Source organism: Ideonella paludis, from assembly GCF_018069865.1.
Lineage (GTDB): Bacteria > Pseudomonadota > Gammaproteobacteria > Burkholderiales > Burkholderiaceae_C > Ideonella > Ideonella paludis.
In genome coordinates this window covers 236,192-257,122 of sequence record NZ_JAGQDG010000001.1, presented here as the reverse complement: position 1 = coordinate 257,122, position 20,931 = coordinate 236,192, and the positions used below count along the sequence as shown (strand labels likewise).

17 protein-coding genes, 1 pseudogene and 1 riboswitch are annotated in these 20,931 nt (G+C 64.8%); of the genes and pseudogenes, 9 read left to right on the top strand and 9 right to left on the bottom strand.

Annotated elements, in window-relative coordinates; all coding sequences use genetic code 11:
* Positions 1-331: 331 nt before the first annotated feature.
* Complete coding sequence (locus KAK11_RS01060; RefSeq protein WP_210805289.1) at positions 332-709, top strand: VOC family protein; 378 nt, start codon at positions 332-334, stop codon at positions 707-709.
* Positions 710-805: 96 nt separating this feature from the next.
* Here the strand turns inward: KAK11_RS01060 and KAK11_RS01055 are convergent, their stop codons facing one another.
* Together KAK11_RS01055 and KAK11_RS01050 are read right to left on the bottom strand one after the other, a co-directional pair.
* Complete coding sequence (locus tag KAK11_RS01055; RefSeq protein ID WP_210805287.1) at positions 806-1,891, bottom strand: GNAT family N-acetyltransferase; 1,086 nt, start codon at positions 1,889-1,891, stop codon at positions 806-808.
* A gap of 141 nt (positions 1,892-2,032) precedes the next feature.
* Positions 2,033-2,485 (bottom strand): acyl-CoA thioesterase, encoded by a 453-nt coding sequence (locus KAK11_RS01050; protein WP_210805285.1) that lies wholly within the window; start codon positions 2,483-2,485, stop codon positions 2,033-2,035.
* A 127-nt stretch (positions 2,486-2,612) separates the two neighbouring features.
* Between KAK11_RS01050 and KAK11_RS01045 the strand changes: the two genes are divergently transcribed.
* Positions 2,613-3,908 carry a hypothetical protein gene (locus KAK11_RS01045; protein ID WP_210805283.1) on the top strand — a complete coding sequence of 432 codons (1,296 nt, stop codon included), beginning with the start codon at positions 2,613-2,615 and terminating at the stop codon, positions 3,906-3,908.
* Positions 3,909-3,950: 42 nt separating this feature from the next.
* Here KAK11_RS01045 and KAK11_RS01040 read toward each other — a convergent pair whose 3' ends face one another.
* The 3 genes from KAK11_RS01040 to KAK11_RS01030 form a co-directional block, all read right to left on the bottom strand.
* Positions 3,951-4,436 (bottom strand): glutathione peroxidase, encoded by a 486-nt coding sequence (locus tag KAK11_RS01040; RefSeq protein WP_210805281.1) that lies wholly within the window; start codon positions 4,434-4,436, stop codon positions 3,951-3,953.
* Positions 4,437-4,590: 154 nt separating this feature from the next.
* Positions 4,591-5,457, bottom strand: a complete 867-nt coding sequence (locus tag KAK11_RS01035; RefSeq protein ID WP_310737720.1) for a DMT family transporter — start codon at positions 5,455-5,457, stop codon at positions 4,591-4,593.
* Positions 5,458-5,483: 26 nt separating this feature from the next.
* Complete coding sequence (locus KAK11_RS01030; RefSeq protein ID WP_210805279.1) at positions 5,484-6,101, bottom strand: DedA family protein; 618 nt, start codon at positions 6,099-6,101, stop codon at positions 5,484-5,486.
* 179 nt (positions 6,102-6,280) lie between these two features.
* On the opposite strand from KAK11_RS01030, the gene alr reads away from it, so the two are divergent.
* The 3 genes from alr to KAK11_RS01015 all read left to right on the top strand — a co-directional run bounded on the left by alr (position 6,281) and on the right by KAK11_RS01015 (position 8,897).
* Positions 6,281-7,393, top strand: a complete 1,113-nt coding sequence (gene alr, locus KAK11_RS01025) for an alanine racemase (protein WP_210805277.1) — start codon at positions 6,281-6,283, stop codon at positions 7,391-7,393.
* Between the two features lie 150 nt (positions 7,394-7,543).
* Positions 7,544-7,798, top strand: coding sequence for a GlsB/YeaQ/YmgE family stress response membrane protein (locus KAK11_RS01020; RefSeq protein WP_210805275.1), 255 nt, complete (start codon positions 7,544-7,546; stop codon positions 7,796-7,798).
* Between the two features lie 46 nt (positions 7,799-7,844).
* Positions 7,845-8,897, top strand: coding sequence for a homocysteine S-methyltransferase family protein (locus tag KAK11_RS01015; protein ID WP_210805273.1), 1,053 nt, complete (start codon positions 7,845-7,847; stop codon positions 8,895-8,897).
* A 34-nt stretch (positions 8,898-8,931) separates the two neighbouring features.
* Here the strand turns inward: KAK11_RS01015 and KAK11_RS01010 are convergent, their stop codons facing one another.
* Positions 8,932-9,636, bottom strand: a complete 705-nt coding sequence (locus KAK11_RS01010) for a cyclic nucleotide-binding domain-containing protein (RefSeq protein WP_210805271.1) — start codon at positions 9,634-9,636, stop codon at positions 8,932-8,934.
* A gap of 50 nt (positions 9,637-9,686) precedes the next feature.
* A riboswitch (S-adenosyl-L-homocysteine riboswitch) is annotated at positions 9,687-9,775 on the top strand.
* A gap of 65 nt (positions 9,776-9,840) precedes the next feature.
* Here KAK11_RS01010 and metH point away from each other — a divergent pair.
* A complete protein-coding gene (metH, locus tag KAK11_RS01005) occupies positions 9,841-12,591 on the top strand; it encodes a methionine synthase (RefSeq protein WP_310737719.1) in 2,751 nt (916 codons plus the stop codon).
* On the opposite strand, the gene KAK11_RS01000 is transcribed toward metH, so the two are convergent.
* From KAK11_RS01000 to cysQ, 3 genes are all read right to left on the bottom strand, one after another.
* Positions 12,492-13,757 (bottom strand): capsule polysaccharide biogenesis protein, encoded by a 1,266-nt coding sequence (locus KAK11_RS01000; RefSeq protein ID WP_210805267.1) that lies wholly within the window; start codon positions 13,755-13,757, stop codon positions 12,492-12,494. The two genes, metH and KAK11_RS01000, sit on opposite strands and share 100 nt — an antisense overlap.
* Positions 13,758-13,929: 172 nt before the next feature.
* Positions 13,930-15,996 (bottom strand): capsule polysaccharide biogenesis protein, encoded by a 2,067-nt coding sequence (locus KAK11_RS00995; protein WP_210805265.1) that lies wholly within the window; start codon positions 15,994-15,996, stop codon positions 13,930-13,932.
* Positions 15,997-16,037: 41 nt separating this feature from the next.
* Positions 16,038-16,814 carry a 3'(2'),5'-bisphosphate nucleotidase CysQ gene (cysQ, locus tag KAK11_RS00990; RefSeq protein WP_210805263.1) on the bottom strand — a complete coding sequence of 259 codons (777 nt, stop codon included), beginning with the start codon at positions 16,812-16,814 and terminating at the stop codon, positions 16,038-16,040.
* On the opposite strand from cysQ, the pseudogene KAK11_RS22110 reads away from it, so the two are divergent.
* The 3 genes and pseudogenes from KAK11_RS22110 to cysN form a co-directional block, all read left to right on the top strand.
* Positions 16,794-17,351, top strand: a pseudogene (locus KAK11_RS22110) (winged helix-turn-helix domain-containing protein); the annotation flags it as partial. The gene cysQ and the pseudogene KAK11_RS22110 sit on opposite strands and share 21 nt — an antisense overlap.
* Before the next feature lie 510 nt (positions 17,352-17,861).
* Positions 17,862-18,761, top strand: coding sequence for a sulfate adenylyltransferase subunit CysD (gene cysD, locus KAK11_RS21660; protein ID WP_246498292.1), 900 nt, complete (start codon positions 17,862-17,864; stop codon positions 18,759-18,761).
* A gap of 167 nt (positions 18,762-18,928) precedes the next feature.
* The gene (gene cysN / locus KAK11_RS00980; protein ID WP_210805259.1) at positions 18,929-20,833 is read left to right on the top strand and encodes a sulfate adenylyltransferase subunit CysN; all 1,905 of its coding nucleotides are present in this window, start codon (positions 18,929-18,931) and stop codon (positions 20,831-20,833) included.
* The last annotated feature ends 98 nt before the right edge of the window (positions 20,834-20,931 follow it).

Below are 20,931 nucleotides of genomic sequence, written 5' to 3'. Positions count from 1 at the left end.
GAAGTCGCCAAGTGGGTGTGTGGGCAATCAGGAAAGCGCAGCAGGCACCCAGCCCAAAGGAAACCGCTCGGATAAGGGTGTCTCCTGCCCAAAACGAGGTCACTCCAGCCACCAGAACAACCGAGGACTGCTGCGAGTCAGCATCGAGCCAATCCAACGACCTGAGGGGTAAGGTTGCGCCGATCAGCACTGTTGCTCCCAAGGAGACGAGCAGACCAAGCAAGGTCAGGAACCAGACAGCGTCAGTGAACGGGCGGGAATGGCGCATGGGCAGAGGCCGCGAATGGGTGATGGTGCCATTGTCGTCAAAGTGTAGGTTCACAATGCGCCTATGCTCCACCACCTCTCGCTCGGCGTTCGCGACCTCGCACACGCGGCAGCGTTCTACGACGCTTTGCTCTCCCCCTTGGGCTTTCGCCGTGTGTTTGAAGACGAAACGGCCGTCGGCTATGGCTGGGAGGATGGCAAGGACAAGCTGTGCCTGAAACTGCGCGACGAAGCCTCAGCACCGGGCCCAGGTTTTCATGTGGCCTTCAGCGCGCCCAAACGTGTGGCGGTTGAACAGGCGCATGCGGCTGCTTTGCGAGTGGGCGGCCGTGACAACGGCGCACCGGGCTTGCGGCCGCACTATGGCGCGCATTACTTCGCCGCCTTCTTGATCGACCCCGATGGTCACGCCATTGAGGTCGTGATCAACGCCCCTGCGTGACACACGCCGGCAAATAGGCCTGCACAATCTCTGGTGCCATGCGCAAGGCGTGCGGTTGCCCATGAGACGCGTCCCTTGGGGCACGGGCGAACAATATCAGGTGTCCGTCGCTACTTCGTCCCACGGCGCCCCACCGTATCCGATGATCCAATTGATTCCGTGGTGCCGCTCCTGAATGATGCCGATGTTCACGTTCGGGCAATCTCGATCATTGATGCGTGCGTCGCGTGCAGTCCAGTGCAGGTCGAGTAGCTCGTTTGACATTTCCCACAGTGACTCGTCTGATCGTCGGCGCGCACCTTCAATGAACTGCGTTGCAGATTCCTGAACCCAGGGCGGAAGGAGCGCCTTGAATGCAGCAGGATCGCAAACTTCCGTTGCGGCAGGAATTTTGGGCACCAAGTCCAGTGACCACAGCAGAAGCAGCAGGGCTTCACTTCTCCAAGAAGCATTGATGACTTGGCGCTCATTGGGCTCATCGGCTGTGATGAAGTCCAACTCGTTGGGCGAGAGCTCGACCCATAGGCCCGAACTCCTCAGCCATGCCACTAACTTCTGCTTGTCGTCACCGAGTGCGATGGCGACCACACACATCAGCACCAAGGCGCGCCTCGCAATGGTTTGGGCATCTCTCACACTGTCTTCCGGCGGATCGTCGAAGTCTTGGCCGTCCATCTCGGAACTCCTATTGAGATAGGAGGGCGCGAGCGGGTGAGCTGAAGCGGGATCTCGGGGCCACTTGACAAAGTGGACTCGCTGCGCATCTTGATGCGTGACCTCAAAGCCATGGCGCAGGTAAAAGGCTTGGGCGCGCACATTGACAGCCAAGGCCCGAAGCCGAACGGGTTTTCCAATGGCTTGTGCGGTAGCCACCACGTCAGCCAGCAATGCCGCGCCAACACCGACGTTGCGATGTTCATGGCCCAGGTAGAGCTTTTCGAGCAGCACGGCATCGTCCTGCTCTTTCACGGCAATGACACCAATGGGGGCACCGTTGAGCTCAACGATGAAGTGATGCTGAGGATCGAACTGCGCGATGAAGCCGTCCGGGTCGGCGGCGGGTAACCAGCAACCCCAGGTGGCCTCGGCGTAGGGCCGCATGGCATCTTCTTCAATGCGGTAGGCCAGCGGGCCATCAGAGGCCTTGGCGGGGCGCCACGTTAACGAGTGAGCTTGCGTCACTGCGGCAGTCTCCTGCTTTGAGGGGAAGGGTGGCATAGCGTAACCAAAGCCAGCGCATCCTTAGGTTCATCCACCCTTAACTGCTGCCCGGGTTCGCCGCCGTCTTGATCGACCCTGATGGTCACGCCATTGAGGTCGTGATCAACACCCCAACGTGACACACGCCGGCAAATATGCCTGCACAAACTCCGGCGGCATGCGCTTGGGCGCGCCGCTGCTGATGGCGATGCACACCAATTGCCAGCGGCCGCGCAGCACAGTGGTGGGGCTGCTGTCGCCGGGGTTTTGACGTAGCAGTTGAAAGTGGCGCTCCATGCGCAGCTTGCCGTCGCCGGGTAGGAGCCAAGTGGCCAGGGTCAGGGTGTCGCCTGCAAAGGTGGGCAGCAGGTAGTCGTACTCGCCACGCTGGATGGCCATGGCGCGGTCTAGGCGGTGGTAGTCGGCCAGGCTCAGGCCCAGCGCTTCGGAGTGCGCCCAGCCGATGCGTTCGCACCATTGCACGTAGACCGCGTTGTTGGTGTGGCCCAGGCCGTCGATGTCGGCCGGGCCGGGTGTGACGGCGAGGGTGAAGGGGTGAGGGTGGTCCCAAGTCATGGGCGCAGCATAGCGTCAAGCGCGTGCGGAGCGGCATGGGTGGCGGCGCTTCCCCACAAGTGTGGAAGAAGTGGAGTGGCGTCCTCTCTAGCATCCGCTTCGTCCATCAAACACGTGGAGGATTGCGATGAAAGCAAAGATGAGGGCGGGCGTTTTGGTCGGTATGGTCGGTGCGGTGTGTAGCCTGACCGTGATGGCTCCGCAGGCCTGGGCTGCCGCTGGGCAAGACATGGCCTACTATCCCGCCGAGTGGGGACGCATAGGGGCCAATCTGGTGACTTGGGATGTGGCTCCTGGTCGAGCCCTTGTGCTGTCGACCGTGGGGCGGCACCTTGGCCGCTATGTGGCCGACGACAAAGGGCGAACCATCACCTACGACCAAGCCAAAGTCATTCCGAACTACAGCACTTACTACGACAGTTGCAGTCAGTTCGTGCAGACCTCATACACATCCACCCGCATTCGCTTCAAGCAGTCAGAAGGCTCAGCGGACATGGGCAAGTCGCTCATCACGGCGGATGCTCAAGAGGTGGTGGAGACCGGCTGCGACAAAGGGCTGGTGGTTTGGTCGAGCACGGTGGACGATGCCGACACTTATGGCTACAACCATGTGCTGATGAGCCTCCGCCAAGGCCAGGCGGATTTGAAGGTCGGTGCCCGCATTGCCGGCATGAAGTCTGGCGCCATTTCAGACGGCAACGCGGCCTACATGTCCCCTGCGGACATTGCCACGCTGACGAAGGGCCGAGGCCTGCAGTTTGCTGATGCAAGCCAGACCTTCAGCTACCGTGTGGATGCACAGGGCTGGTGGGTCTTGGATCTGCCCAGTGGGCAGCGGGCGTACACGCGTCTGCAGACGGATGCGCAAGGCGGCCAAGTGTGGCTGATGGCCGATGTCGTGAATGGCAAGAAGCAGTGGGTGCAAAAAGCCTTGATGACGTCGGCGAAGCCGTCGTCCAAGTTTGGCAGCGTAGACGTTGCCGCGCGCAACTGGGAAGCGGGCTTTACGGTGGATGATCCGGGCTATGGGTTCTTCACACGCTTGCGCGCAGACGGCAGCGGTGAGCGAGGGAACCTGGATCGCGCCACGGGCGAGTTCATAGGGTCACCCTTGAACCGTTGGAGCTTGCAAGACGGCAAGGTCGTGCAAGACATTCGTGTATCGAGCGGGGCCTATAAGCGCTACAGAACCTGGCAATCCGTCAACAAGGTGGGCGATGTGCGTTGGGTCTTGGAGGACGATAGCTCCGTTTATCCCGACGGCAGCCCAGGCCCTTATGTGACCTTTAAACGGGTGCATCCGCAGCTGGACCGTGGCGATCCCCCTGCGGCCACGCAGCGCTCGGCAGGTGGCATGGTGAAGGGCCCGCAAGAGCTGGTTCAGGCGCAACGTGAGCGCCTGGGGCGAAGGAGTCCGCTCTGAGCGTGGGTGAATCCCCGGGCCCTGTGCATGCAGGGCCAGCGGTCAGCCCTTGAGCGCCGCCTCAATGTCGGCGGCCATCTTCTCAGGCGCGTCCTGCGGCGCATAGCGCTTCAGCACGCGCCCGTCTTTGCCCACCAAGAACTTGGTGAAGTTCCACTTGATGGCCTCAATGCCCAGCAGGCCCGGCTTCTCGGCCTTGAGCCATTGGTAGAGCGGGTGGGCGGCTTTGCCGTTGACCTCGATCTTGGCCATCATGGGGAAGCTGACGCCATAGTTCATCTCGCAAAACGAGGCGATCTCTTCATTGGCGCCGGGGTCCTGGCCACCAAACTCATTGCTCGGGAAGCCCAACACGGTCAGGCCTTTGCCGCCGTATTGCTCGTGCAAGGCTTGTAGGCCCTTGAACTGTGGCGTGAAGCCGCATTGGCTGGCGGTGTTGACGATGAGCAGCACCTGGCCCTGGTAGTCGGCCAGCTTCACCGGCTGGCCGGTGATGGATTGAGCGTCGAAGTCGTAGATCGTAGGCATGGTGAGCGATGGGCCTGTTGGGGCCTCTCTGGCGTGTGGGGCTGTGATGCTAGTCCCGCACCGTGCGCGCCGCTGAGCTGCGGCCCCTAAACCCGGGATGGGCTCAGGGCTTGCACCCAGGGGCGCCCTTCAGGGGGGATGGGGGCTCGCACGCTCAAGGGCGCAACGCTGCCAGCGCCGCACTGGCGATGATCAGCGCACCCCCCAGCGCCAGTTGCGCGTCCATCTGACCAGCGCCCAGGGCCAGGGCGGAGCCGGTGGCCCAGAGGATCTCGGTCAGCATGATGATGGAGGTGGCTTGGGCGGGCAGGCGCGAAGCACCGTACTGCAGCGCCAGGTTGCCGGCCAACATCACCACCACCAAGCCCAGCACCCAAGCGATCCACGGCGCGGCCGGCGGCGGCAAGCCTGCATAGCCCAAGCTCAGAGCCAGCACGCCCGAGACAATGGCACCGCCCGCAAACATGGCCAAGCCTCGTGCTGCCTCGCTGCGGGCGGATTCGCGCCGCAGCATGATGTTGTTCAGCGCAAAGCTCAGGCCGCCCAGCAGGCCCAGCAAGTCGGTCGGGTGCAGGGTCAGCGAGAGGCCGCCTTGGCGCGGCCACAGCACCATCAGCGCGCCGCCCAAGGCCAGCGCCACACGAGCCATGGCCATGGGTGTGATGCGCTCTTTGAGCAGCAGGCGCGCCAGCAGCACAGCCCACAGCGGCATCAGATAAAACAGCAGCACCACGCGCACCACATCGCCCTGGGTTACGCCCCAGTTGAAGCTAGCATTGGTGGTGCCGGCGGCCAGCACAATGATCCACAAGCTGGGGTGGGTCAGCACCTCTTGCCAGGCGGCGGGGCGCCAAACCGTCAGCACGCCCACCGCCAGGGTGAAGATGGCGGCGGTGGCCATCAAGGGGTGCAGGCCAGCAGCCTCCAGTTGGCGCATGGGCCACCACGCCAGGCCCCAGACCATGGCATTGATCAACAATGCGCCGACGGCGGGCAGAGGCAGGCGCGCAGGGCGATTCACGATGGGTCAGACGGGCCAGGGCCCGTTCAGGCTTGGCCGCGGGCGGCGCGGCGCTTGCGCCACCACATCACACCCAGCACCACCGCACCAATGCCCAGCAGCGCAAAAATGCCGTACTGGAAGCGGTGCAGGATGGCGAACATCCAATCGAAATTGCGGGCCCCAAAATAGCCCAGGTAGACCCAGATCGGCACGCTGATCAGGGCGGCCACGCCGTCCATCAAGAACCAGGTACCAAAGCTGACCCGGCGTGTCATGCCGGCGGTGAAGAACACCGGGGTGCGCAAGCCCGGCAGAAAGCGGGCCACAAACATCACCCAGCGGCCGTACTTTTCAAAAGCGCCCTGGGCGGCCTCGAAGCGCTCGGGGGTGATCAGACGCCGGACCCAGCCCCAGCGCATCACGCGCTCGCCCTGATAGCGGCCGACCAAAAATACCAAGCCATCGCCGATCATCACCCCGGCCATGCCCACGGCAAACATGGTGTGGACGTCGGCATAGCCCAAGCCGGCAATCACCCCGCCCGTCACCAGGGTCACGTCTTCAGGCACCGGGACACCAAAGCCACAGACCAGCAGCATGGTGAACACCGCCAAGTAGCCGTACTCGGTGAAGATGGGGAGCAGGACGTTGAATACTTCCATGAATCTCTGTGAACAGGGCCTGCTGGGGGCCGCGTTGGGCGGCCACGGGGCGCCACGATCCATCGCGGCCCGCCTTTATAGCAGCATCGGCGCAACCCGCCTTGACCTAGGCTTAGTGAATTGTTCGGCAGGGCCTCTGGCACACTGACTCGCTTGCCCTGTTTTGCGCCCGTGCTGCCATGCCCCGTCCTATCGAAGCCCTGATCCATCCCGACGCTCTGGCCCATAACCTCGGCCGTGCCCGCGCGCTGGCGCCCGACGCCAAAGTCTGGGCCGTGGTCAAGGCCAATGCCTACGGGCATGGCATCGAGCGTGCGTTTGAAGGCTTGCGGGGCGCGGACGGCTTTGCCCTCTTGGACTTGGCCGAGGCCCAGCGCCTGCGCGACCTGGACTGGCGCGGCCCCATTCTGCTGCTCGAAGGGGTGTTTGAGCCGCGCGACCTGGAGCTGTGTTCGCGCCTAGGCCTGTGGCATGCCGTGCACTGCACCGAGCAAATCGACTGGCTGGCCGCCCACAAAACCCATGTGCCGCATCGTGTGTTCTTGAAGATGAACACCGGCATGAACCGCCTGGGCTTTCGGCCTCAGGCCTTCCGGGCCGCCTGGGCCCGGCTGAATGCGTTGCCGCAGGTGGATGAGATCTCGCTGATGACACACTTCTCTGACGCCGACGCTGACCGCTTTGGCCAAAACGGCATTGCCCACCAAGTGGCAGCCTTCCATGAGGCTACGCACGACCTGCCGGGTGAGCGCAGCCTGGCCAACAGTGCCGCCACGCTGCGCCACTGTGCCGACGCAGGCGTGCGGGCCGACTGGGTGCGCGCCGGCATCATGAGCTACGGCGGCGTGCCGGACTTCCCCGAGCACGACGCCGCGCACTGGGACTTGAAGCCGGCCATGACCCTGCGCTCGCGCCTGATCGCGGTGCAAGAGGTGCAGCCCGGCGAGAGCGTGGGCTATGGCTCCAGCTTTGTGGCCGAGGCGCCTCTGCGCATCGGCGTGGTGGCCTGCGGCTATGCCGATGGCTACCCGCGCCACTGCCCCACCGGCACCCCGGTGCTGGTGGACGGTGTGCGCACTCGCACCGTGGGCCGCGTGTCCATGGACATGCTCACCGTGGACATCACCCACCTGCCCGCCGCCCGCCTGGGCAGCGAGGTGACACTGTGGGGCCAAGGCCCCCAGGGCTCGGCGCTGTCCATCGACGAGGTGGCCCGTGCGGGCGGCACCATCGGCTATGAGCTGATGTGCGCGCTGGCGCAGCGGGTGCCGGTGCGGGTGGACGAGGGCTGAGCAGGTGTGAAGGGCTTGGCGCGGGCTGTGGGGTGCAACCCACGCCCAGCGACAAGGCCTCACGCTAGGACTCGTTTGCCGCTCGTCTTGCGGCACCCTCTGGGGTACGGTGCGCGCATTGTTCACACCATCATTACCAGAGGACGTCGTATGGGAAGCGCATTGGCCACCTTGTTTGTGGGCTTGATCGTGGGTGCTGTGGCTCGGCTCTTGATGCCGGGCGATCAGAAAATCGGTTGGATCCTGACCTGTGTGCTGGGCGTGGCGGGGTCCTTCTTGGCCAGCACGGCCGGGCAGGCCATGGGCTGGTATGCGCCGGGCCAAGCGGCGGGCTGGATCGCCTCGGTGCTGGGCGCGCTGGCGCTGCTGTTTGTGGTGGGGCGTTTGGCGCGCGGCCAGGGCTGAGCACGCCGCGCCCGTGGGGGCTTGACGAGTTTTCTACAATCTCGTGATGAACACCTCCACCTCGCCCTACACCCGCGCAGCGGCCTTGCCCGCACTTCTGGCGTCCCGCATTGCCATCATTGATGGCGCCATGGGCACCATGATCCAGCGCTACAAGCTGGGCGAGGCGGACTTCCGCAACGCGGCCTTGCAAAGCCACCCCAAGGACCTCAAGGGCAACAACGATTTGTTGGTGCTGACCCGGCCCGATGTGATCCGCGAGATCCACGAGCAGTATCTGGCGGCTGGGGCCGACCTGATCGAGACCAACACCTTTGGCGCCACCTCCATCGCCCAGGACGACTACGACCTGGCGCCCCTGGTGCGCGACATGAACCTGGCCGCTGCCCGCATTGCCCGCGCGGCGGCGGATGCTTACAGCACGCCGGATCACCCGCGCTATGTGGCGGGCGCCTTAGGCCCCACGCCGCGCACCGCCAGCATCAGCCCCGAGGTCAACGACCCGGGCGCGCGCAATGTCAGCTTTGACCAGCTCAAGGACGCCTACAAAGAGCAAGCCCAAGCCCTGCTGGACGGCGGCGTGGATGTGTTCTTGGTCGAAACCATTTTTGACACCCTCAATGCCAAGGCCGCGATCTTTGCGCTGGACGAGCTGATGGAAGAAACGGGCGAGCGTCTGCCCGTCATCATCTCCGGCACCGTGACCGACGCGTCTGGGCGCATTCTTTCGGGCCAAACCGTGGCCGCGTTCTGGCACTCGGTGCGCCACGCCCGGCCGCTGGCTGTGGGCCTGAACTGCGCCCTGGGCGCCACCGTGATGCGGCCCTACATCGAGGAGCTGAGCCGCGTCGCGGGCGACACCTTCATCAGCTGCTACCCCAATGCGGGCCTGCCCAACCCCATGAGTGACACCGGCTTTGACGAGACGCCGGAGGTGACGGGCCGGCTGATGGGCGAGTTTGCCAAGTCGGGTTTCTTGAACATTGTGGGCGGCTGCTGCGGCACCACGCCGGATCACATCGCCGCCATCGCGGCCAGCGTCAAGACCTACCGGCCGCGCAGCCGCCACGACCCGCTGTTCAGCAGCTTGGCCGCTTAAGCCTGCCGGGCAGACGCACTCGCAGGCGGGCGCGTCAGTAAGGGCCGAAATCGCCGCCGACCATGGGCCGGGTCATGGCCGAGTCTTCGTCCGGGGCTTGGCGCGGCTGTTGCGCCGCGACTGTCTGGGCCTGCGCCCGCGCCGCCGAGCCGTGGATGACCTGCAGCAGCTTGCGCTCCAGGGCGTCGATCTCGTCTTGCATGGCGCGCACCAGTTGGCAGTAAATGCGCTGCTGGCGGCCGCTCTCGCGCAGACGCTCGGCCAAGCGCTGGGAGACGGCGATCAGCAGCTTGGTGGCCACTTCCGGGGCGTCATCCATCAGGCGACGCAAGGAGCGGCGTGACAGCGCAGCCCCTGTGACGGGCGAGCTCGCGACACAAGAGGCCGCACGCGGCGCGCCATCCAGCAGGCCCATCTCACCAATCAAATTGCCAGGGCCCAGCACCGACATCACGATGGGCTCGGTGCGGCTGACCACGGTGCTCTCCACGGTCACATCGCCGTGCAAGATCAGCAGCATGTAGCCGGTTTGCTCTTGGTCGCCCTCGCGGAACAAGAGCGCACCGTCGTCGTAAGACACCAAGCGCATATAGCTGACCACGCAGCGGGCCTCGGCGGCTGTCAGCTCTGAGAGTGCAGTGGGTGTGCGCAGCAAGGCCTCGGCCTTGGCCGCCAAGGTGGGCTCTTCGAGGATGGAGCGGGGCGCCAATGCGCCGTGCTCGGAGGCGGTGGAATCCATGGTCGAACGATAACCGCTTCAGCGGCCCTTGCGGCCTAGGTAAAATGGGGGGTTCCAAGGAGCGTTGCAGCAGTGCGGAATGCGTCACTGTCAGGCTTGGGCCATCCGGTCATGCGGACGATAACCACGCTCACCCCCGGGTGAGGTGCGTCTTGTGCAGCCGCGGCTTCCTGGGGCATTTTGAGCCATCCCGCCTGAATTGCCATGCCCAACTCCTTTGCAGCTCCCTCTCCCATGCGCCTGTCTGGCTTGGAGCCTGTCGTTCTCGACGACAACTCTTTGTTCCTGAACATCGGTGAGCGCACCAATGTCACGGGCTCCAAAGTCTTTGCCCGCATGATTCTGGAAGGGCGCTTTGAAGACGCGCTCTCGGTGGCCCGCCAGCAAGTCGAGAACGGTGCCCAGGTCATCGACGTCAATATGGACGAGGCCATGCTGGACAGCCAGGCGGCCATGGTGCGCTTTTTGAACCTGATCGCCTCGGAGCCTGACATTGCTCGTGTGCCCGTGATGATCGACTCGTCCAAGTGGAGCGTGATCGAGGCGGGCCTGAAGTGCATCCAAGGCAAGGGCATCGTCAACAGCATTTCGCTCAAAGAGGGCGAGGCCGAGTTCATCCGCCAAGCCACGCTGGTGCGCCGCTATGGCGCCGCCGCCGTGGTGATGGCCTTTGACGAGCAAGGCCAAGCCGACACCTTTGCACGCAAGACCGAAATCTGCGAGCGCGCCTACCGGGTGCTGGTGGACAAGGTGGGCTTCCCCGCCGAAGACATCATTTTTGACCCCAATATCTTTGCCATTGCCACGGGCATCGAAGAGCACAACAACTACGCTGTAGATTTCATCGAGGCCACGCGCTGGATCAAGCAGCACCTGCCTGGCGCCAAGGTCTCGGGCGGCGTGTCTAACGTCAGCTTCAGCTTCCGTGGCAACGAGCCGGTGCGTGAGGCCATCCACACCGTCTTCCTCTACCACGCCATCAAGGCGGGCATGGACATGGGCATCGTCAACGCCGGCATGGTGGGCGTGTATGACGAGCTGGACGCCGACCTGCGCGAGCGGGTCGAAGACGTGGTGCTGAACCGCAGGCCCGATGCCACGGAGCGCCTGCTGGAAGTGGCCGAGCATGTGAAGGGCGTGGCCAAGGACGACACCGCCCGTCTCGCCTGGCGCGCAGCGCCCGTCAAAGAGAGGCTCTCTCACGCGCTGGTGCACGGCATCACCGAGTTCATTGAGGTCGACACCGAGGAGGTCTGGCAGCAGATCAAAGCCGAGGGGGGGCGCCCCTTGCATGTGATCGAAGGCCCGCTGATGGCCGGCATGAATGTGGTGGGCGACCTCTTTGGGGCGGGCAAGATGTTCTTGCCGCAGGTGGTCAAGAGCGCGCGGGTGATGAAGCAGGCCGTGGCCCACTTGCTGCCCTACATCGAGGCCGAGAAGGCCGCGCTGATTGACGCCGGCGGCTCGGCACAAGCCAAGGGCAAGATCGTGATTGCCACCGTCAAGGGCGATGTGCACGACATCGGCAAGAACATCGTCTCGGTGGTCTTGCAGTGCAATAACTTCGATGTGGTGAACATGGGCGTGATGGTGCCGGCCCAGGCCATCTTGGCCAAGGCCAAAGAAGAGGGCGCCGACATCATTGGCCTCTCCGGCCTCATCACCCCCAGCCTCGAAGAAATGCAGCATGTGGCCGCCGAGATGGAGCGCGACCCCTACTTCCGCGAGCGAGCCATGCCCTTGCTGATCGGGGGCGCCACCACCAGCCGCGTGCACACGGCCGTCAAGATTTCGCCGCACTACAGCGCGCCGGTGGTCTATGTGCCCGATGCATCCCGCGCCGTGGGCGTGTGCTCCGACCTGCTCTCGCCCGAGCGCTCAAGCGACTACGTGGCTGAAATCAACGCAGATTATGAGCGGGTGCGTCAGCAGCACGCCAACCGCAAGGCCACACCCTTGGTCAGCCTGGCCCAGGCCCGGGCCAACAAGGCGCAGATGGATTGGACCGTGGCGCCGTCTAAGCCGCGCTTTTTGGGTCGCCGCGTGTTCAAGCAGTACGACCTCGCCGAGCTGGCCGCCTGCATTGACTGGGGCCCTTTCTTCCAGACCTGGGACTTGGCCGGGCCCTACCCGGCCATCCTGCAAGACGAGGTGGTGGGCGACGCGGCCCGCAAGGTGCTGGCCGACGGCCAGGCCCTGCTCAAGAAGATCATCGATGGCCGCTGGCTGCAGGCGCATGGCGTGATGGGCTTCTACCCGGCCAACACGGTGGACGACGATGTGATTGAGGTCTATGCCGATGAGACCCGCCAGCAGGTGCTGCTGCGCTGGGCGCCGCTGCGCATGCAGACCGAGCGGCCGGTGGTGGACGGCGTCAAGCGCCCCAATCGCTCACTCGCCGACTTCATTGCGCCCAAGGGCACGCAGCCCGACTACATCGGCCTGTTTGCGGTGACTGCCGGCCTGGGCGCCGAGGCCCGAGCCGCAGCCTTTGAAGCTGCGCATGACGACTACTCCGCCATCATGCTCAAGGCTCTGGCCGACCGCCTGGCCGAGGCCTTTGCTGAGCGCCTGCATCAGCGTGTGCGCACCGAGCTGTGGGCCTATGCGCCCGATGAGCAGCTCACGAACGAGCAACTCATTGCCGAGCAGTACCAGGGCATTCGCCCCGCACCGGGCTACCCGGCTTGCCCGGACCATGGGGTCAAGGCCGAGATGTTCAGTGTGCTGGCCTGCGACGAGATCGGCATGGGCCTGACCGAGAGCCTGGCCATGACACCGGCGGCCAGCGTCAGCGGCTTTTACCTCGCCCACCCACAGGCGGCTTACTTCAATGTGGGCCGGATCGGCGGCGATCAGGCCGAGGCCTGGGCCGCTTCGCTGGGGGTGGATGCCACGACGGCCTCGCGCCGCTTGATCACCGTGCTGGACGACAAGCCGGGCGCGTCGGCATAAAAGCTGGCATTGAGCTGGGTCTCGCGGATCACGAAGGCCCGATAGCGCTGGAAGAGGTCGGCATCGACCTCGCCGGCGTGGGTCCAGAAGTGGTCGAGATTGCCCACCTGCACCATGCCGGGCACATTGTAGAAGGCGTCCCCCAAGGTGGCCACCGGCGTGCCGTGGAACAAAGACTGCAAGCCCGTGGTGCTATTGACGGTGACCACGCCTTTGGCGGCCTTGAGCAAGGTGGGCAGGTGCAGGTCGTGCACGTAGCGCACCCGATCGCTGAGGCCGAACTTGGCCGCCGCCACCGCAATCTGCCGGGTGAAGTCGTTGTAGGGCCGGTCCATCGGGTGATGCTTGAAGACCAGCCAGTCACCGTGGTCCGCACGGGCGGCAAAGGACTCCATCACATCATCGATGAAGGGCAGCATGGACTCGTAGCGCGAGTGGTGCACGATCTGGCTGTCGTTCTGCACTTGAAGCGGCACCAAGAAAAAGCGCTTGTGTCGCTCGGGGGCGGTCAGTGCTGCCCACGTGCCTCGCTCCAGAAAGCGGTACTTCCATTTGCGCCAGTCGCCTCGCAGCCACAGCAAACCTTCCGGCACGGGTGAGAGGCTGCGGTGGTGGCTGTAGTGCGGGTACTGGGCCCGGGCTTTGTGCATGGCCCAGCCGTAGCGGGCGGCACATCGGGCCATCGTGGCAAAGCTCTGGCCGGTGGGCAGGGGCGCGGGAGTGGGCTCTAGGTCGAGCTGGCGATAAAACTCAGCCTCGGTCGGCAAAGAGGACTGGGCATTGACGCCGCCACGCTCCAGCGTGACGTAGTCCGGCCGAATATAGCCTTCTTCGAACACATAGACGCTGATGCCGGCCTCTTCGGCGGCTTCAATCGCCTGGGCATGCAAATGCCGGGATTGCCCGAACAGCACCAAGGCGTCAATATTCAACTCCGCCAGCAGCTCGCGAATGCGATGAGGCCAAGCGGCCAGCGGTGCCTGGAAGCGAATGACACCGGGGCCGTTGAAGTCTTGATCGTCGCCGCCGTTGAAGTTCACCTTCCAGACGGCCTGCCCCTGCGCGCGCAGCACCCCGGCCAGCCGTTCAAAGAACGGCCCCATCGGGCCTTGCAGCAGCAAGGTGCGCTGGTGGCTCAAGAGGAGGTGGAGAGACCGGGGAGGCATGGCGGTGATCTGAGGTGATCACAGGAAGGCCATTGCCGGGCGCAGTGGCTCCGTAGCGGCTCATGCCGCCTTAGACAAACTGTGCCCGGGCCAACGATCCCCCTGTGCTTTGCATCAGTCTAGCGGCAATGCCGCCAAAAGCAGACCCCCAATTTGGATGTCTCTGAGGGGTTCAGTTGGACGGGTTGGCACTATCTCGCAGCCGTTTGCCCCAGCGCAAGGCCATGCGCCAGGCCTGCCGCGGCAAGGTGGTGGAGGTCGGGCCTTCGGTGTCTCGCCAGTGCTGCAATTCATCCACCGCGCGCTCGGGTGTGCAGAAGTGGCCGCTGTGTCGGCTGACGTAGCTGGGATAGAGCACCAGGGTGGCCGCCGTCAGGCTGTCTAAATCTAGGGGGCGGCGGGGGCGCATCAAAGGCTGGCGGTCGTCCGTCAGGCCCCAGCCCGCATAGAAGGGGCAGCCCCATACCACCACGGGTGTGCCGCGCAACAGGGCCTCAAAACCAGCCAGCGATGTGAGTACGTGCACCTGATCTACCAGGCGCAGCAGCTTGTCCATGGGCGTGTCCGTGATGATTTCATCGCAGAAATGGACGGCACGGGCCTCTTTGGCGCCCGGCTCCCTGAGCTGTGCCACGACGTCCGGATGAGGCTTGTAGATCAGGTAGGCGTCGGGGCGTTCGGCACGCACCGCCTTGAGCAAGCCCAGGTTGGTGTTGATGCCGGGCGCGCCCCAGCGCAGGGCGGCGTCATCTTCCACCTGGCCGACCACCAGCACCACCGGCCGGGGGGTGTCGGGGCGGCTCCAGGCGGTTTGGCCGACGTTGTACTTGGTCACCCCCAGCGCCAAGATGCGCGCTCGCAGTTGCGCGGCGCGGGCCTTCAGGGCGGGGCTGAAGTCGGTGTTCAGCAGCAGGTGTTCCAGGTCGGAGGGCTGGCTGGCGTTGTAATAAAGCCCGCTGCGGTCCATCACCCACGACAGCGGGCGCACCAGGTCGGCGCCCAGGCCCACCGAGCGCAAAAAACCGTCTTCCAGCCGCACCACCTGCACGGGCGGGGTCAAGCCTTGCGCGGCGGGGGGCAGTTCACGCTGGCCCCACAGCACCAAGGTGCTGCCGGGCGCAATGGGCTTGCGTGGCCCTTGGAAACGCACCTCGCTGCCGGCGAAAAAGTCCTCCACGATGGGCCGTTTCCAGGCCGAAAAGCCCACCGCCACCACGCTGGGCGCAAAACGCTCGCGGCAGCGGCGCTGCAGGCCGACCCAGCTCAGCAGGTCTTCCACCGTGCAGGCCTGGCCCGTTTCCGGGCTGATGTAGCGCGGGTAGCGCGCCAGAGCGGCATGGGTCAGGGCCGCCAGGGAGCGGGCCTCGCGGCGCGCTGGGGCGGGAAGTTCATCCTGCGTCAGGCCCCAGCCGGCGTAAAACGGCATGCCAAAGCAGCGCACCGGCTTGCCCCAGAGCAGGGCCTCAAAGCCCATTTGAGAGGTGACGGTGTAGACCGCCGCCACATGCTCCAGCAAGCCGGGTGGGTGGGCATCGGTGGCCAGCCATTGCAGGCGCTGACGGGCGGCTGGGCTCAGGGTTTGACTGATTTGGCTGAAGTGCCCACGCTTGCGCCCGGCCAACACATCGGGGTGCACCTTCAGCAGGATCCGCGCCTGGGGGTGTTCGTCCAGGGCTGCCTGCAGCATCTGGGTGAAGCTGGCGGCCCTGGCCTGGCCGTAGGCGATCGACGCGTCGCCAAAGGTTTGGTCCACCACCAGCACATCGCCGTCGCGGGCCCATTCCGGGTGCTCGCGGGCATGGTTGTACTTGGAGGCGCGGGCCTCGCGCCAGGCGTTGACCAGGGCTTGGCCCCGAGCGGCCTCTTCCGCCGAAAGCGGCTGGCGGATCAAGGTCTCCAAGCGCGAAGGCTGGCTGGCGTCGTAGTAGATGCCTTGGTCATCCACTACCAGGGAGAGCGCCGGGCTGTCCGGCCCCAGCGCCATCGAGCGCAAAAAACCGTCTTCCAGCCGCAAAATCGGCAGGCCTTGTTCTTGGGCCCAGGCTTCGGCGCGTTCGGCGCTGGGCTTGCGGCCCCAGGCCAGCACGGCTTGGGCGTCGCCCACAAAGCGCGGGCGGGCGGGAATGACCCGCACCGGCGCCAGCAAGTCCGCCAGGGTCTCGTTGCTGGCCAGCAAACGCCCGTGCGCCAGCACGGCGCTCAGGCCGTGCAGCGGGTCTGCGGCATCCAACTCAGACATCAAGGGCTCACACAGGCGGGTGTCGGCACCCGCAGACGGTATCAGAGCCCTGAGGCCGCGAAGTGGGGGTTGTCCCAGCCGGGCTTGCCATAGCCCAGCAAGGCGCCGTCCAGCGTGCAGACCTTGCCGCCGGCGGCGCGCAGCACGGCATCACCCGCGGCAATGTCCCATTCCATGGTGCGGCCCAGGCGCGGATAGAGGTCGGCTTCGCCGGCGGCCACCAAGCAGAGCTTGAGCGACGAGCCAGCGTTGGTGCGCGAGGCCACGGTGCGGCCGTTCAGGAAGGCGTCGAGCGCGGTTTCATCGCCGTGCGAGCGGCTGGCCACCACGGTCAGGCCCTCGGCAGGCACGCTGCGGCAGGCGATGCTGCGGCGGCCTTGGGCGTCTTCCAGCCATGCGCCGTGGCCCTCGGCACCCCCGAACAGGCGGCCAATGGCGGGTGCATAGACCAGCCCAAGCACCGGGCGGCCTTGCTGGATCAGCGCGATATTGACGGTGAACTCGCCGTTGCGGCTGATGAATTCCTTGGTGCCGTCCAGTGGGTCTACCAAAAAGAAGCAGTCGCTCACTTCCGGAATGTGCCCTGCTGCGACGGCTTCTTCGGCCACCACCGGAATGCCGGGCGCCAGCTTGTCCAGGCCTGCCAAGATGACGGCTTCGGCCTTTTGGTCGGCCACGGTGACGGGGGAGTCATCGCCCTTTTGGGTCACGTCGAAGTCGGTGGCATAGATGTCCATGATGACTTGACCCGCGTCCCGGATCAGGGGCGTCAGGCGCTGCAGCAGGCCAGGCAAATCGTGGGCGACAGGGTGGCTCATCGTGTGGGCTTTCAAACAAGGGATGGGGCATTGTGCCTATCGCGTGCAAGAATTCGACCCCTAAAACATTTACTGTCCGGGTTTCCCTTGGATCACGCAGACGCCTCCGCACTCGATGTCAACGCACTCAATGCCCGCCGCAAGCGGGCGGTGCAGTTGCGCGTGGATGGGCTGAGCCTGACCCGCATCCAGGCTGAGACGGGTTTGTCCGTCCCCACCATCATCAAGGCCTACAAGGCTTTTGAGGGCGGCGGCTGGTCTGCCATTGAGGTGGCGGCCCGGGGCCGGCCCAAGGGCGAGGGCCGAGTGTTGGCGCCTGAGGCTGAGGCCGCACTGCGCGAGGCCGTTTTGCAAGGCCCGCCCGAAGCCGTTGGCCTGCCGGCCGGTTTGTGGGATGCCGCCGCCATTCAAGCCTTCAGCCTGCGCCGCTGGCAAGTGGCGCTGGAGGCGCGATCCGTCTCGCGCTTGCTGGCGCGCTGGGGCTTGAGCGTGCAGCCCTTGCGTGAGACTGCGCAGCAAGACCCAGACGCCCAGCGCTGGTGGCAAGAGGTCTGGATGCCCGCTCAAGGGCTGGCCTCTCGCCCTAAGACCGCCGAGCGTCTGCTGTGGATGGGGGCCTTGGCCCACCCGCAGCGCCCCGCCCCTGCGGGCTTGTTGGTGGCGGTCTGCCCGCGCGGCACGCTGCGCTGGCTGCCGGTGGCGCAGATGGCCCGCGCCACCGCCTATCAAGATTTTCTGGCGCGCCTGCCTGCGCTGCGCGCCGGCAACTGGCACGTGTTTTTGGCTGGGCCTGACCTCAGCCGAGCGCCCGAACTGACCGCTTGGATGTCGGCCCAGGCCCATCTGCGTGTCGAGCCTTGCCCGGTGCAGCCGCAATCCCGCGCGCTGGCTGAGCCGCAGCCCGAGCCCAGCCTCAAGGCCCCGGTGGCCTTGCTGCCCGCTGCGCCGCCGGCCAGGGCGTCAGCCCCCGCCATGCCGCAGCGCGTGGCGCGTTCTTTTTTTTCTACCCCCCAGCCTGTTCATCCGCCCGAAGAAAGGGACCATCCCATGAGCTTGACCCATTTGCAGCGACTGGAGGCCGAGAGCATCCACATCATGCGCGAGGTTGTCGCCGAGGCCGAAAACCCGGTGATGCTGTATTCCATCGGCAAAGATTCGGCCGTGATGCTGCACCTGGCCAAGAAGGCCTTCTTCCCTTCGCCGCCTCCTTTCCCACTGCTGCACGTGGACACCACCTGGAAGTTCCGGGCGATGTACGAAATGCGGGACCGCATGGCCAAGGAGTTGGGCATGGACCTGCTGGTGCACCACAACCCTGAAGCCAAAGAGTTGGGCATCAACCCCTTCACGCATGGCTCGCAAATCCACACCGACATGTGGAAGACCCAGGGCTTGAAGCAGGCGCTGGACAAGTACAACTTTGATGCGGCCTTTGGTGGCGCGCGTCGCGACGAAGAAAAGAGCCGCGCCAAAGAGCGCATCTTCTCCTTCCGCTCGGCCCAGCACCGTTGGGACCCGAAGAACCAGCGCCCTGAACTCTGGCGCCTCTACAACGGCCGCAAGCAAAAGGGTGAGTCGATCCGCGTCTTCCCGATCTCCAACTGGACTGAGCTGGACATCTGGCAATACATCTACCTGGAAAACGTGCCCATCGTGCCGCTGTACTTCGCGGCCAAGCGCCCGGTGGTGGACCGCGACGGCACTTTGATCATGGTGGACGACGAGCGCTTCCCCTTGCGCGAAGGCGAAGTCCCGATGATGAAAAACGTGCGCTTCCGCACCTTGGGGTGCTACCCGCTGTCAGGCGCGGTGGAGTCCGAGGCCGACACCCTGCCTGCCATCATTCAAGAAATGCTGCTGACCAAGACCTCGGAGCGTCAGGGCCGCATGATTGACCACGATGCGGCGGCGTCGATGGAGAAGAAGAAACAGGAGGGGTATTTCTAACCCCCCGGGATAGTGCCCCCACGCTCCCTGCCGGTCGCTGCCCCCCGAGGGGGCGCTCGGGTTGCTGAGGGAAACCCTCGCTTCCCGAGGCCAGACAGGCACTTCGACGCGCGGAGCAATTTCACAAGCACGCGCACGTCAACGGACACACGTATCAAGGAATCACCATGGCCCACGTTTCGGACCTGATCTCCACCGACATTGAGCAGTACCTCAAGCAGCACGAGAAGAAGAGCTTGCTGCGTTTCATCACTTGCGGGTCGGTCGACGACGGCAAGTCCACCGTCATTGGCCGGCTGTTGTATGAGTCGAAGATGCTCTTCGAAGACCAACTGGCCGCGATTGAGAACGACTCCAAGAAATGGGGCACGCAAGGTGGCGACATCGACTTTGCCTTGCTCGTCGACGGCTTGGCCGCAGAGCGCGAGCAGGGCATCACCATCGACGTGGCCTACCGCTTCTTCAGCACCGACCGCCGCAAGTTCATCGTGGCCGACACCCCGGGCCACGAGCAGTACACCCGCAACATGATCACCGGCGCCTCCACGGCCGATGTGGCGGTGATCCTGATCGATGCGCGCAAGGGCGTGCTGACGCAAACGCGTCGCCACAGCTATCTGGTCAGCCTGATCGGCATTCGCAAAGTGGTGCTGGCGATCAACAAGATGGACTTGGTCGACTACTCGGAAAAGGTCTTTAACCAGATCAATGAGGAGTACCGCGAGTTTGCCAAGCAGATCGGCCTGGGCGACATCACCTCTATCCCGCTGTCGGGCTTGAAGGGCGACAACATGACCTCGCCCAGCGAGAAGACGCCCTGGTACCACGGTCCCACGCTGATGGGCTTCTTGGAGACCTGCGAGATCGACGAGACCCGCCTGCAGAAGGAAGCCTTCCGCCTGCCGGTGCAGTGGGTCAACCGCCCCAACCTCGACTTCCGTGGCTTCTGCGGCGTCATCACCTCCGGCCAAATCAAGCCGGGCGACCGCATCCGCGCGCAGCCCTCGGGCCGCGAAAGCACCGTGTCGCGCATCGTCACGCTCAATGGCGACTTGCCGCTGGCTGTGGCCGGCCAAAGCGTGACCATCACGCTGGCGGATGAAATCGACATCTCGCGCGGCGACGTCATCTCCTCGGCCGAGTCGCCCGCTGAAGTGGCCGACCAGTTTGAAGCCACGCTGGTGTGGATGCACGACGAGCCCATGCTGCCGGGCCGCCCCTACCTGCTGAAGATCGGTACTCAGACGGTGCCCGCCACGGTGACCGAGCCCAAGTACAAGGTCAACGTCAACACCATGGAGCACTTGGCAGCCAAGCAGTTGGCGCTGAATGAAATTGGTGTGGTCAACCTGGCGCTGGACCGCCCGATTGCGTTTGACCCCTACACCGCCAACCGCGACACCGGCGGCTTCATCCTCATCAACCGCCTGACCAACAACACCGTGGGCGCGGGCATGATGCACTTTGCGCTGCGCCGCTCGCACAACATCCACATGCAGCATGTGGATGTGGACAAGGCGGCTCGCGCCAAGGCCAAGGGTCAGCGCCCTGGCGTGTTGTGGTTCACCGGCCTCTCGGGGGCGGGCAAATCCACCATCGCCAACTTGGTGGAGAAGAAGCTGCACGCCATGGGCCGCCACACCTATTTGCTGGACGGTGACAACATCCGCCACGGCCTGAACAAGGACCTGGGCTTCACCGAGGCAGACCGCGTGGAGAACATCCGCCGCATCTCCGAAGTGGCTCGCCTGATGGTGGATTCGGGCTTGATCGTGCTGACGGCCTTCATCTCGCCCTTCCGCTCTGAGCGGGCGATGGCGCGTGGCCTGATGGGCGAAGGCGAGTTCATCGAGGTGCATGTGGACACCCCGCTGGCGGTGGCCGAAGAGCGTGATGTGAAGGGTCTCTACAAGAAGGCCCGACGCGGCGAGATCGCCAACTTCACCGGCATCTCCAGCCCCTACGAGCCGCCTGAGAACCCCGAGCTGCGCGTCAACACCACGACGCAATCGCCCGAGCAAGCGGCCGACCAAGTGATCCTGCGCTTGAAGGCGCTGGGCTTGATCGACTGAAGCCCTCAGGCCTCGTCGCCTTGACGTCCGCCTTCTGAGCGCCCCTGCGGGGGGGCTCAGACAGGCTGGGACGTCCTGGCGTTTTGTTGAGAGGCAGG

Excerpts from the sequence above, each read along its gene's own strand:
- metH (WP_310737719.1), top strand. The coding sequence starts at position 9,841 with ATGCCCAACTCCTTTGCAGCTCCCTCTCCCATGCGCCTGTCTGGCTTG.
- cysQ (WP_210805263.1), bottom strand. The coding sequence starts at position 16,814 with ATGAGCCACCCTGTCGCCCACGATTTGCCTGGCCTGCTGCAGCGCCTG.
- KAK11_RS01000 (WP_210805267.1), bottom strand. The coding sequence starts at position 13,757 with ATGCCTCCCCGGTCTCTCCACCTCCTCTTGAGCCACCAGCGCACCTTG.
- KAK11_RS01030 (WP_210805279.1), bottom strand. The coding sequence starts at position 6,101 with ATGGAAGTATTCAACGTCCTGCTCCCCATCTTCACCGAGTACGGCTAC.
- KAK11_RS01015 (WP_210805273.1), top strand. The coding sequence starts at position 7,845 with ATGAACACCTCCACCTCGCCCTACACCCGCGCAGCGGCCTTGCCCGCA.
- KAK11_RS01050 (WP_210805285.1), bottom strand. The coding sequence starts at position 2,485 with ATGACTTGGGACCACCCTCACCCCTTCACCCTCGCCGTCACACCCGGC.
- cysD (WP_246498292.1), top strand. The coding sequence starts at position 17,862 with ATGAGCTTGACCCATTTGCAGCGACTGGAGGCCGAGAGCATCCACATC.
- KAK11_RS01040 (WP_210805281.1), bottom strand. The coding sequence starts at position 4,436 with ATGCCTACGATCTACGACTTCGACGCTCAATCCATCACCGGCCAGCCG.
- KAK11_RS01060 (WP_210805289.1), top strand. The coding sequence starts at position 332 with ATGCTCCACCACCTCTCGCTCGGCGTTCGCGACCTCGCACACGCGGCA.
- KAK11_RS01010 (WP_210805271.1), bottom strand. The coding sequence starts at position 9,636 with ATGGATTCCACCGCCTCCGAGCACGGCGCATTGGCGCCCCGCTCCATC.
- KAK11_RS01045 (WP_210805283.1), top strand. The coding sequence starts at position 2,613 with ATGAAAGCAAAGATGAGGGCGGGCGTTTTGGTCGGTATGGTCGGTGCG.
- KAK11_RS00995 (WP_210805265.1), bottom strand. The coding sequence starts at position 15,996 with ATGTCTGAGTTGGATGCCGCAGACCCGCTGCACGGCCTGAGCGCCGTG.
- KAK11_RS01020 (WP_210805275.1), top strand. The coding sequence starts at position 7,544 with ATGGGAAGCGCATTGGCCACCTTGTTTGTGGGCTTGATCGTGGGTGCT.
- cysN (WP_210805259.1), top strand. The coding sequence starts at position 18,929 with ATGGCCCACGTTTCGGACCTGATCTCCACCGACATTGAGCAGTACCTC.
- alr (WP_210805277.1), top strand. The coding sequence starts at position 6,281 with ATGCCCCGTCCTATCGAAGCCCTGATCCATCCCGACGCTCTGGCCCAT.